7 protein-coding genes are annotated in these 11,919 nt (G+C 67.1%); all 7 read left to right on the top strand.

The window, feature by feature from the left end:
- Window positions 1-242 precede the first annotated feature (242 nt).
- The gene (locus G6O54_RS31255; protein WP_165232750.1) at window positions 243-2,348 is read left to right on the top strand and encodes an efflux RND transporter periplasmic adaptor subunit; all 2,106 of its coding nucleotides are present in this window, start codon (window positions 243-245) and stop codon (window positions 2,346-2,348) included.
- A 63-nt stretch (window positions 2,349-2,411) separates the two neighbouring features.
- Entirely contained in the window at window positions 2,412-3,338 is a 927-nt protein-coding gene (locus G6O54_RS31250; protein ID WP_165232747.1) for an efflux RND transporter periplasmic adaptor subunit, read from the top strand.
- Between the two features lie 67 nt (window positions 3,339-3,405).
- Window positions 3,406-5,589, top strand: coding sequence for a site-2 protease family protein (locus tag G6O54_RS31245; RefSeq protein WP_165232744.1), 2,184 nt, complete (start codon window positions 3,406-3,408; stop codon window positions 5,587-5,589).
- 335 nt (window positions 5,590-5,924) lie between these two features.
- Window positions 5,925-7,079 carry a DUF1559 domain-containing protein gene (locus tag G6O54_RS31240; protein WP_250847180.1) on the top strand — a complete coding sequence of 385 codons (1,155 nt, stop codon included), beginning with the start codon at window positions 5,925-5,927 and terminating at the stop codon, window positions 7,077-7,079.
- A gap of 46 nt (window positions 7,080-7,125) precedes the next feature.
- Window positions 7,126-8,898 (top strand): arylsulfatase, encoded by a 1,773-nt coding sequence (locus G6O54_RS31235; protein ID WP_165232741.1) that lies wholly within the window; start codon window positions 7,126-7,128, stop codon window positions 8,896-8,898.
- A 97-nt stretch (window positions 8,899-8,995) separates the two neighbouring features.
- Window positions 8,996-10,507, top strand: coding sequence for a sulfatase family protein (locus tag G6O54_RS31230; RefSeq protein WP_250847179.1), 1,512 nt, complete (start codon window positions 8,996-8,998; stop codon window positions 10,505-10,507).
- Window positions 10,508-10,817: 310 nt separating this feature from the next.
- A complete protein-coding gene (locus G6O54_RS31225) occupies window positions 10,818-11,273 on the top strand; it encodes a thioesterase (RefSeq protein ID WP_165232735.1) in 456 nt (151 codons plus the stop codon).
- Window positions 11,274-11,919: the final 646 nt, after the last annotated feature.

The following is an 11,919-nucleotide window of genomic DNA, read 5'->3' as shown; positions in this document are numbered from 1 at the left end:
CGTGTGCCGCGGGGATGCGAAGACGCCGGCATTCGGGGCGGATCGGGCATTCCGTGAATTGTCGGGCCGGGCCTCGGGAAGGTGAGAAGACTTCTCGTCCCGTTGCGGTTGGTAGCGCGCGTTGGAGGCTCCGACGCCCCGGATCGGCCGATCCGGTCGCTGACGTCGAGCGTCGCGTGGTTCGTCCGGGCCCGCCCTGGCGAGGCAACATCGGAACTCGCTCCTGACCCACAGGTACCACCATGCCGGAAGAAACAATTGACGCCGGTTTGCTCGAGCAGACCAAGAATCAGATCCGCAAGCTGGTGGCCGAGATCGCCGACCTGGCGGAGTCGGACGTGCAGCCGGCGGAGTTCTACGTCGAGTTCCTCAACCGGGCGGTGGCCGCGGTGGCCGCGACCGGAGGCGCCTTCTGGCTGCTGGACGGCCGCGGCGGCCTGCGGCTGCAATACCAGGTGGAGTTCGCCCAGACCGGGCTGATGGACGGCCGGGTCGCGACGCCCCCGCACGACGCGCTCCTCGGCTGCATGATCCAGGCGTCGCAGGCCCAGATCATCCCCCCGGGGGCCGTCATCGAGGGCGTGCCCCAGGCGTTCAATCCGACCGGGTTCGCGCTGATCATCGCCCCCCTGATCGTGGACAAGCAGGTGGTCGGGCTGCTCGAGATCCTCATGGATCCGACCCGCCGGGCGGCCCAGCAGAAGAGCACCCTCCGGTTCGTGGGGGACCTCTGCGACCTGGCCGGCAACTACCTGAAGAACCGCCAGATGCGGCAGATGATGTCGCAGCAGCGGCTCTGGAACCAGCTCGAGGGCTTCACCCACCAGGTCCACGGCTCGCTCGACCTCAAGGAGACGGCCTACGCGGTGGTCAACGACGGCAAGCGGCTCGTCGGCTGCGACCGCCTGAGCGTGGCCCTCAAGATCTCGGGCCGGACGCTGGTGGAGGCCGTCAGCGGCCAGGAGGTCGTCGAGCAGCGGTCCAACCTGGTCCGTGACCTGACCAAGCTCTGCAAGGCCGTCATCCGCTCCGGCGAGGATCTCGTCTACACGGGCCACACCGAGGGCTTCGCCCCGGACATCCGCGACGCGCTCGAGCTCTACGTCGACGAATCGGGCTCGAAGGTCGTCGTGATCACCCTGCTGCACAAGCCCGACCAGCATGAGCCCGGCGACGACAAGGAGGTCGGGGCCAAGGAGAAGGTCCCCTACGGGGCCCTGGTCGCGGAGCAGATCGGCGACGAGGTGGCGCCGACGGACATGCACGCCCGGACCGAGGTCGTGGCCCGGCACGCGTCCACGGCGCTCTGGAACTCGACCGAGCACCACAAGATCTTCCTGAAGCCGGTGTTCAAGGCGCTCGGCTCCCCCTGGCGGATGTTCCGGGGCCGCACCCTGGCCAAGATCCTGGCCGTCCTGGCGGGCGTCCTGATCCTGATCGGCGCCCTCTACTTCGTCCCCTGCACCCTCACGATCGAGGGCCGCGGCTCGCTCCTGCCCGAGGAGCGGCGGACGATCTACGCCCCGCTCCAGGGCCGCGTGAGCGAGGTCCTGGTGGAGCACGGCGACATCGTCAAGAAGGGGGACGTCCTCTGCCGGCTCGAGAGCAAGGAGCTCGAGAAGGAGCTCAAGAAGCTGATCGGCGAGCGCGACAAGGCCCGCAGCCAGCAGCTCATCGCGGAGCAGCAGGAGCAGCGGTCCACGAGCAACCAGGCGGAGCAGGACGCCAAGTACCAGATCCAGTCCCAGCTCGTCGAGGCGATGATCACCTCGAAGACGGCCAACCAGCAGATCGACATCATCCAGGAGCAGATCGAGAGCATGACCATCCGCGCCCCCCAGGACGGCATCATCACGACCTGGGAGGTGAAGCGGAACATCCTCAACCGGCCGGTGGATCACGGCACGGAGCTGCTCCAGATCGCGGCGATCGGCGGCGACTCCGACTGGGTGCTCGAGGTCGACGTCCCCGACGACGACATGGCCCCGATCCGCGCGGCCAGCAGCAAGCTCCAGCAGGAAATCAACGCCGGGACCAAGCCGGCGAGCTCCAGCTTGAAGGCCTACTTCATCACCGCCACCGACCCCGACCACAAGTACGAGGGCTACGTCCGGCGGGTCGCCGCCAAGGCGGACACCGTCGAGCAGAAGCACGTGGTCAAGGTGACCGTCGGCTTCGACGAGGCGGTCCGCCGCGACTTCCTGTCGCGGAACCAGGAGCTGCGGCCCGGCTCCGAGGTCCGGGCCCGCGTCGATTGCGGCCAGACCCGCCTCTCCTACTACCTGCTCCGCAAGGTCGTGCAGGTCTGGTACGAGTCGGTCCTCTTCCGCTGGCCGTTCCTCCGTTGAGCTGAGCCGGCCCCGCTTCATCCCGGAAACAAGAGACGATCCCGAACGAGGAGGAATTCCCCGATGACGCTCGTGAAGACCGCAGCCGCCGTGGCGCTCAGCCTGGCGACGACCCTCTCCGTGGCGACCCTGGCGCAGGAAGGCGCCCCCCAGGCGGTCTCCGCCCTGGTCCTGGACGAGCTCGGCACCGTGGACTGGATCGAGAAATCCTCCGTCGCCGCCCTCCGCGAGGGCGTCATCGAGAAGATGGAGCTCCGCCTCGGCGACACCGCCCTGGCGGGCAAGCCCATCGGCTTCCTCCATCGCGAGACGGCCGAGCTGACCGTGCGGAAGAGCCAGGTCCAGGCGAACATGGTCGGCGCCATCGAGAAGGGGAATGCCTCCGCCGAGGCCGCCGCCGGCAAGGTGGCCCGCGATCAGCGGCTGCTCAAGATCAAGGGCCCGGGCATGGTCTCCGACGAGGATCGGGCCATCCACGAGGCCGAATGGAAGGTGGCCCTGGCCCAGGTCAAGGAGGCGCAGGAGGCCCAGGCCGTGGCCAAGGCCGAGCTCGAGATGGCGATGCAGGCCCTCAGGGAGCACACCATCGTCGCCCCCTTCGACGGGATCGTGATCAAGCGGATGAAGAACCCCGGCGACAGCCTCCGCGCCAACGAGGCGGTGGTCGAGCTGGGCAAGCTCTCCCGGCTCTGCGTCAACGGCTACGTGCCGCTCAAGGACTCGTTCCGGGTCAAGGAGGGGCAGGTCGTGGAGATCCGGGTCAAGCTCGATGCGTCCGGCGGCGGCAAGGAGGAGATCGAGTCGCTCCGGTTCCGCGGCAAGATCACCTTCGTCGATCCGCAGGTCCAGGCCCTCGGCGAGCTGAAGCGGCGGATCCGGGCGGAGTTCGACAACCCCGACTTCAAGCTGATCCCCGGGCTCAAGGTCCAGATGACCATCTACCTGAACGGCGACCTCGCCGCCCGGATCCCGGAGCCCAATACCCGCTAGGCCACGCCGCCGATCGAACCGGAACGGGAGCCCCCGCAGACCATTTCCCCCGAGGGAACGCCGACCGATGAGCGCCGCACCGACCATGGCCCCCGCGATGCCCTACGGGCAGGCCGCGGAGCACCTCTGCGTCAGGCTCCGCCCCGACCTGGTGGTCCAGCCCCAGTTCTACGAGGGGATGACCCACTACGTCGTCAAGGATCCGCTGGCGCTGAAGTACTTCCGGTTCAAGATCGAGGAATACTTCCTGCTCCAGCAGTTCGACGGCAAGCAGAACCTCCAGGACGTCAAGAAGGCGTTCGAGAAGAAGTACCGGCCCCAGACGATCTCGATCGAGGACCTGACCCGGTTCGTCGCCCAGCTCCACGAGGCGGGGATCGTCCAGATCGACAGCCCGGACCAGGCCAAGGTCCTGATCCGCCGGCGGAAGAAGAACCAGTGGCGGAAGATCTGGGCCTTCTTCGCCAACATCCTGTTCGTGAAGATCCCGGTCATCGACCCGGAGCGGCTGCTCACGGGCATGTATCCCTATTTCCGCTGGCTCTTCACGTCCTACTTCGTGACCGCGAGCGTCGGCCTGATGCTGGCCGCGCTCACCCTGGTGGCCAGCCAGTGGGACCTCTTCTACAGCAAGCTGCCGGAGTTCCAGAGCTTCTTCAACTGGTGGACGATCTTCAGCTTCTGGTGCAGCCTCGCGGTCGTGAAGATCATCCACGAGTTCGGCCACGGGCTCACCGCCAAGCACTTCGGCGGCGAGGTCCACGAGATGGGGATGCTCTTCCTGGTCCTCACCCCGGCCCTCTACTGCGACGTGACCGATAGCTGGCTCCTTCCCAACAAATGGCACCGGATCTGGATCTCGGCCGCGGGCATCTACGTCGAGCTCTTCCTCGCCAGCCTCGCCACCTTCGTCTGGTTCTACAGCGAGCCGGGGCTCACCAACAGCCTGGCGATGGCCACCATGTTCATCTGCTCGGTGAACACGGTCCTGTTCAACGCCAACCCCCTGCTCCGCTACGACGGCTATTACGTCCTGGCGGACTGGCTGGAGATCCCCAACCTCCGGATCAAGAGCACCCAGTTCTTCACCTACCTGATCCAGGAGAAGGTCCTCGGCCTCGAGGTCCCCGTCCAGAGCTACCTGCCGCGGTCCCGGCGCTGGCTGTTCGTCACCTACGCGGTCGCCAGCTACGTCTACCGCTGGGTGGTCACGTTCAGCATCATCTACTTCCTCACCCAGGTCCTCAAGCCGTACAAGCTCCAGTCGGTCAGCTACATGCTGGCGGCCGGCGCGATCGTCCCGCTGCTGGGGATGCCCATCTACCAGATCATCAAGTTCCTTCGCACTCCCGGGAGGCTGCGCAAAGTGAAGAAAGCACGAGCGGCCGGCTTCGCGGTGGCAGCCGTCGCCATCGTGGCCGCCATCCTTCTGATCCCGACGCCCCTCCGCATCCAGGGGACGCTCGTCCTGACGGCGGCCAAGCCCGAGGAGATCTACGTCGACCCCGAGGGCCAGCTCGTGGAGATGAACGTCCGCGACGGCGACATGGTCAAGGAAGGGCAGGTCATCGCCCGCCTGATCAATCGCGACAAGGAGAAGGAGCTGCTCCAGCGCCAGGGCGACCAGACGATCAACTTCGCCAAGTCGAACTTCTACAACCAGAGCTTCGAGCTCGAGCACCGGCAGCTCATGAAGCAGTACCTGCGGGCCGGCGAGGAGCTCGAGCCGGTGATCGCCAAGATCAGCGAGCAGCTCGGCAAGCTGACTCTCATCGCCGGCCGCGACGGCCAGGTGATGGGCCTGCCCCATCCCGAGACGGTCGGCCAGTGGCTCAAGCCCGGCAAGCCGTTCTGCGAGATCGGCGACCCCCACAAGCTCGAGGCCCACCTGATCATCGACCAGGGGGACATCGACCTCATCCGCCTGGGCCGTCGCGCCTGGATCAAGGTCTACGGCCGCGCCGAGACGACCTACCTCAGCGAGGTCTCCGAGATCGCCAAGCGGAGCAACGACGAGATCCCCCAGGAGCTCTCCCACATGGCCGGCGGCGAGATCGCCGGCAAGGCCGATCCCAAGACCGGCCAGATCAAGCCCCAGACCGCCGTCTACGAGGTCATCATCCCGATCGCCAACCCCGACCTGACCCTCCAGCCCAAGCTCCGCGGCTTCGCCAAGATCGACGGCGGGACCTACACCTTCGGCTGGTGGCTCTGGCGACTCATCAACAAGACGTTCAATTTCACGATCTAGGCCCTGGCGTCTCCGAGCCGACGCCCGAGGAATCCACGAGCCCGCGACCAGCCATCGAGGCCGGTCGCGGGCTCGTTTCGTGGATCCCCGCCGGGTGGGTGCTCGTCGCGGAAGTCGAAGGCCCTTCCGCAATGATGACTTAGCCTGTGGGTTCAGTATGGATTCGGGTTGACAGGTCCTTCTGCTCGAATCAGAATCTTGCTCCATGGAAGGGTGATGCCCTGCGTCACCTTCGCCCGGGTAAGGCCGACTCGTCCACGAGAGGCATGTGGAGTCGATAGCCGGAATCGCCGACCGGATCCGTCGGAGGCGTCCGGATTCGATGGGGACTTCCGATGCCGATGATGGATCGCGACGGGCGGCTGGGGCCGGGCCGCACATCCTTCCGCCGACGCGCGGGCTTCACGCTGATCGAGCTCCTGGTCGTGATCGCGATCATCGCGGTCCTGATCGGGCTCTTGCTGCCGGCGGTCCAGTCGGCGCGTGAGGCGGCCCGGCGGATTCACTGCGTGAACAACCTGAAGCAACTGGGCCTTGCCCTCCACAACTACCACTCCTCGATCGGCTCCTTTCCGATCGCCCAATCCTGGGCGAAGACCACGCCGGGGGCCAAGTACGGGGGCAATCCGTGGAGCGCTCACGCCCAGGTGCTCAGCTACCTGGAGCTGTCGACGGTCTACAACGCGGTCAATTTCAGCTTCGCTCCGGCCCAGGCGTTGAACCTGGCGTACTACACCAATTCCACGGTACTCTACACGCCCCTGAACGTCTTCATCTGCCCCTCGGACGGCGTCTCTCCCACGACCCTGTCCGACATCCGGATCGACTTCAACTGCAACTACGCGGGCAGCACGGGGCCGACGGTCCAGGCGGTGAAGGTCGCCGGGCAGAGCGTGACGATCCAGGCGCCTTCGGGTATCTTCGGGTTTGACGACCCGGTCCTGCACACCGTACCCGCCTACAGCGTGGCGAGCGTCATCGACGGCACGTCCAATACCATCGCCTACTCCGAGCGACTGGTCGGAGGGACCGGGCCGAAGGTCGGCGACACCCGCCGCGCGAGCTGGGGGGGCGTGGCCGAGGTCGCCGACGCGGTCACGCTCAACGCCGGCTCGCTCCAGCCGCAGGTCGTGCAGGCCCTCTCGGCCTGCGCAACCTACGCCCGGGCCAATGCGAACACGACCGATCTCAAAGTGGGGGCCAGCTTCAGCGGAGCCACCTGGATGGCCGGCTACCTGGGCACGTCGCTCTTCAACACGGTCACGCCGCCCAACAGCATCCAGTACCCCTTCAACTCGTGCCAGGCGGAACCCGTGAACATGTGGGGGCTCGCGGGCTTCGTCAACGCGACGAGCAACCACTCCGGGGGGGCCAACTTCACCTTCGCCGATGGAAGTGTCCGCTTCATCAAGAGCTCCATCGACGTCCGGGCCTACTGGGGCCTCGGCACCAGGGCGGGCGGCGAGGTCGTCTCCTCCGACTCCTACTGAATCCGCGTCGAGGTCGCCCCCATCCCCGAGTAAGGTGGACTCATCGATGCTCTCGCGACGCCTCCTGCCGACGGTCTTCCTCGCCATCGCGACGGCCTCGCTCACGCCCCGGGCCGTCGTGGCGGCCAGGCCGAACGTGGTGGTCATCCTGGCCGACGACCAGGGATGGGGGGACCTCAGCGTCCATGGCAATCTCAACCTCAGCACGCCGAACATCGATTCGCTCGCTCGCGACGGGGCCCTCTTCGAGCGCTTCTTCGTCTGCCCGGTCTGCTCGCCGACCCGGGCCGAGTTCCTCACGGGGCGATACCACCCCCGCGGGGGCGTCTGGAACGTCACTACGGGCGGCGAGCGGCTCGACCTCGACGAGAAGACGATCGGCGACGCCTTCAAGGGCGCGGGCTACGCCGTGGGGGCGTTCGGGAAGTGGCACAACGGCACGCAGTACCCCTACCACCCCAACGCCCGCGGCTTCGACGAGTTCTACGGGTTCTGCTCGGGCCATTGGGGCGAGTATTTCGACCCCCCGCTCGAGCGGAACGGCCGGCTGGTGCGCGGTCGCGGCTTCATCAGCGACGACCTGACCGACCACGCCCTGGCGTTCATCGAGGCCAATCGCGACCGCGAGTTCTTCTGCTATCTCCCCTTCAACACGCCCCACTCGCCGATGCAGGTCCCCGACCGCTTCTTCGAGAAGTTCAAGGATGCGGACCTGAAGATGCGTTACGCGGGCGCGGAACGCGAGGACGTCGACCACACGCGGGCCGCCCTGGCGATGTGCGAGAACATCGACTGGAACGTGGGCCGCGTGCTCAAGCGCCTCGACGAGCTGAAGCTGGCGGACGACACGATCGTCCTCTATTTCAGCGACAACGGCCCCAATGGTTGGCGATGGAACGGCGGGATGCGGGGGCGGAAGGGCTCGACCGATGAAGGGGGCGTCCGTTCGCCCCTCCTGCTGCGGTGGCCCGGCCACGTCAAGCCGGGGACGAAGATCGGCGCGATCGCCGGAGCCATCGACCTCCTCCCGACCCTGGCCGACCTGGCCGGGATCTCCGTCGTCCCTTCCAGGCCCCTCGACGGGATCAGCGTGGCGCCCCTCCTGCGGGGCGATTCGGCCGCGAGCTGGCCGGACCGTCGGATCTTCAGCCACTGGAACGGCAAGGTGAGCGTGCGGACCCAGCAGTACCGGCTCGACGCGTCCGGGCGGCTCTATGACATGACGGCGGATCCGGGGCAGGAAGAAGACGTCGCCGCGGAACGGCCGGAGGTCGCCGCACAGCTCAAGGACGCCGTGGCTCGCTGGTCGCGTGACTTGCTGACGGGGTTGCGGCAGGATTCGCGCCCGTTCCCGGTGGGATATCGCGCCTTCCCCATCACGTGGCTGCCGGCGCGCGACGGCGTGCCCCACGGCCGCATCAAGCGGAGCGCCGGGGCCCCGAACTGCTCGTACTTCACGAACTGGACCAGCAAGGACGACTTCATCACCTGGGATGTCGAGATCGCGACGGACGGCCGGTACGAGGCCGAGGTTTACTACACGGCCTCCCCGGAGGATGTGGGCGCGACGCTCGAGCTGAGCCTGGGCGATCGTCGCGTCCTGGCCAGGGTCGGCGAGGCCTTCGACCCTTCGCCCCGCGGGGCCGAGCACGATCGCGTCAGGCGCAACGGGGAATCGTACGTCAAGGATTTCAGGCCCCTGAAGCTGGGCGTCCTCGACCTCGCCAAGGGCCGGGGCTTCCTGACGCTCCGGGCGACCGACGTCCCCGGCCCCCGTGTCATCGACGTGCGTACCGTCGTGCTGACGCTCGTCGAATAGGGATCCGGGACGCCGAACGAACCACCGCCCGACCGCGAGGGCGAGGGCGAGGAGTCCGATGAAGATGTGTCGTCGATCGATGATATTTGGGTCTGTAATGGCCATCGCGGCCGCGTCCCTGGCATCGGCCGCGGGAGGTCCGGTCGCGCGGAAGCCGAACATCGTCTACATCCTTGCGGACGACCTGGGCTACGGCGACGTCCGCTGCTTCAACGCCCAGGGCAAGATCGCCACGCCGCACCTGGATCGGCTCGCCGCGGCGGGGCTGCGTTGCACCGACACCCATTCGGGCTCGGCGGTCTGCACGCCGACCCGTTACGGGATCCTGACCGGGCGCTACAGTTGGCGGTCGGCGCTCAAGTCCGGCGTCCTCAACGGCTATTCCGACCGCCTGATCGAGCCCGGCCGGCAGACCGTGCCGGCGTTCCTGCATCAGCAGGGGTATCGCACGGCCTGCGTCGGCAAGTGGCATCTCGGCATGGAATGGCCTCGTGGCAAGGGCGATCGAACCGAGAACATCAAGTCCGGCTGGGAGGTCGACTACGGCCGGCCGATCGTCAACGGGCCGCTGTCCGTCGGCTTCGACGCGTACTTCGGCATCAGCGCGTCGCTCGACATGCCGCCATACGTCTTCATCCGCGGCGACCGCACGGTGGGCATCCCCACGGTCGAGAAGACTTACGTGCGGAAGGGGCCGGCCGCGGCCGATTTCGAGGCGATCGACGTCCTGCCGGCCCTGGCCAGGGAGGCGGCGTCGTTCATCGAGTCGAACGCGGAGGCGGCCCGGGGGGGCAAGCCCTTCTTCCTGTATGTCCCGCTCGCCGCGCCGCACGCGCCGATCCTGCCGACCGCGGAGTGGCGGGGTAAGTCGGGCCTCAACGATTACGGCGATTTCGTGATGCAGGTCGACGACGCGGTGGGGCGGATCGTGGCCTCGCTGGAGTCGAGCGGGCTGGCCGACGACACGCTGGTGATCTTCACGAGCGACAACGGCTGCTCGCCCGTGGCGAAGTACCCCGAGCTGCTGGCGAAGGGACACGACCCGAGCGCCGGCTATCGCGGCACCAAGGCCGACATCTTCGAAGGGGGGCATCGCGTCCCGTTCATCGTCCGATGGCCGGGGACGGTCAAGCCGGGGACGGTCAGCGATCAGCTCGTCTGCCTCACCGACCTGTTCGCAACCTGCGCCGAGATCGTCGGGACCAGCCTCGCCAGCTCGGCGGCCGAGGACAGCATCAGCTTCCTGCCGATCCTGCTGGGGACCGGGAACGGTGCGGCACGGACGTCGATCGTCCATCATTCGATCAACGGCTCCTTCGCCATCCGGGAAGGAAGCTGGAAGCTGATCTTCTGCCCCGACTCCGGAGGCTGGAGCCCTCCCAGGCCGGGATCCGACGAGGCGAAGGGGCTGCCCCCCGTCCAACTGTACGACCTCTCGAAGGATCGCGCCGAGCGGCGCAACCTCCAGGCCGAGCATCCGGAAATCGTCGCGCGCCTGACGAGACAGATCGAGCAGTTCATCGCCGACGGCCGCAGCACCCCCGGCGCCCCCCAGCACAACGACGGCGCTCCGATCGTCCTCATCAAACGGAATCAGAAGACTCCGTGATGAGGACCTCAAAGCCCGCCCCCGCGGGCGGCGGTCCGATGGCCGCGCCGAGTCCCGGAAGAACACATCTCCTTGTCATACCCTGCCACCATCGGGACAGCCGTCACGCGGCTCTCGTCCCTCAGACCCGCCATCACGGCTTGCGTCGCGGCGACGATTCTGATCCCTGAGGGCATCGAGCTGCTGACGGGACGTCTCGGGCTAAACTGGCGGAACCGATCCCAGTTCGCACCAGCGACTTGTTGCCGGAACTCGGTCTCGTGTTAAATTGGGTGATCTGACGCACGAACACTCTCTAACCGAGACAGCCATGGCCAAGAAAGCCGCGAAGCCCAGGAATACGGAAACTGCCGCAGCGCCGGAGGGCAACGAGGGAGCCCACGGCAAGACCGAGGAGTCCGACTCCCGGAACGCTCACGGCCGCCGGATGCCGGCCAGCAAGACGGACGCGATCCGCATGGCCATGGCCGCCGGGTTCGACAGCCCGCAGGCAGGATCGGCCTACATCAAGAGCGAGTTCGGCCTCGACGTCTCGCCCCAGCACTTCAGCTCGACGAAGAGCCAGCTCAAGAGCAAGGAAGGTGAGGCCAGGGGCAAGCCCGGGCGGAAGCCGAATGCAGCCATCGATGGCTACCTGGCCCCGCCCCCGAAGCCGCAGGCACCGGGCGAGCAGCCCGACCTGCTGGCCGCGATGGAGGCGATGAAGCCGCTCGTCGAGGCCCTGGGCGCGGAGAAGGTGAAGCGGATCGCGGATCTGCTGGGTTGACCAATCAGGGCTCGTCCGGAGGGATTGTCGCACGACGCGATGGTGGATCTTCCATTCCTTGTAGCCACGTAGGCCCTCCGGGTGGCCGTGGTGGAACACCACGGGACCGGCTCGGCCCCGGAGGAAAGCCGGTCCAACCACTCGCCTTGCTCTCCGTGGTGTCCCACCACGGCCACCCGCTCCATCTGTCATGCTCTCTGAGCCCCGAAGCCCCGCAGTTTGCGACAATCCCCGTCCGGAAAGCGGTCGGGCCCGGCTCGGTTTGTGGGTTTTCGATTCCCCGAAAAATCCACAAACCGAACCAGACCCTCGCTGCATCTGACCCCCCCTGCATCGCGCGGCCGGCCCCTGAACGCCCCATGGCCGATTCCTCCCCCGCCGGCGGCGGCCATCAAGGCCGCCGACAATTCCTCCTGGATGGCCCGGCTTTCCACTCTGAATGGTCCACTGTGAGCTTTCCGCCGACCGACACCTTTCCGCCCCGCGCCCAGGCCGGCGAGCTGGAGATCCTGGTGCATCCGCTGACCGAGAGACGTGGTCATGTCCTGGTCCTTTCGCAGAGGGTGTCGAATGAGCCTCTGCGTGGGACCTTCAGGCAGGGACGGAGATGGTCCAGGGGGTAGGGAGCCGGCAGAAGTTCGTGGCC

This window comes from Aquisphaera insulae (genome assembly GCF_011064615.1).
GTDB classification, from domain to species: Bacteria; Planctomycetota; Planctomycetia; order Isosphaerales; family Isosphaeraceae; genus Aquisphaera; species Aquisphaera insulae.
Note: the sequence above shows the minus strand (reverse complement) of the source record. Positions and strands in the feature narration are given on the sequence as shown.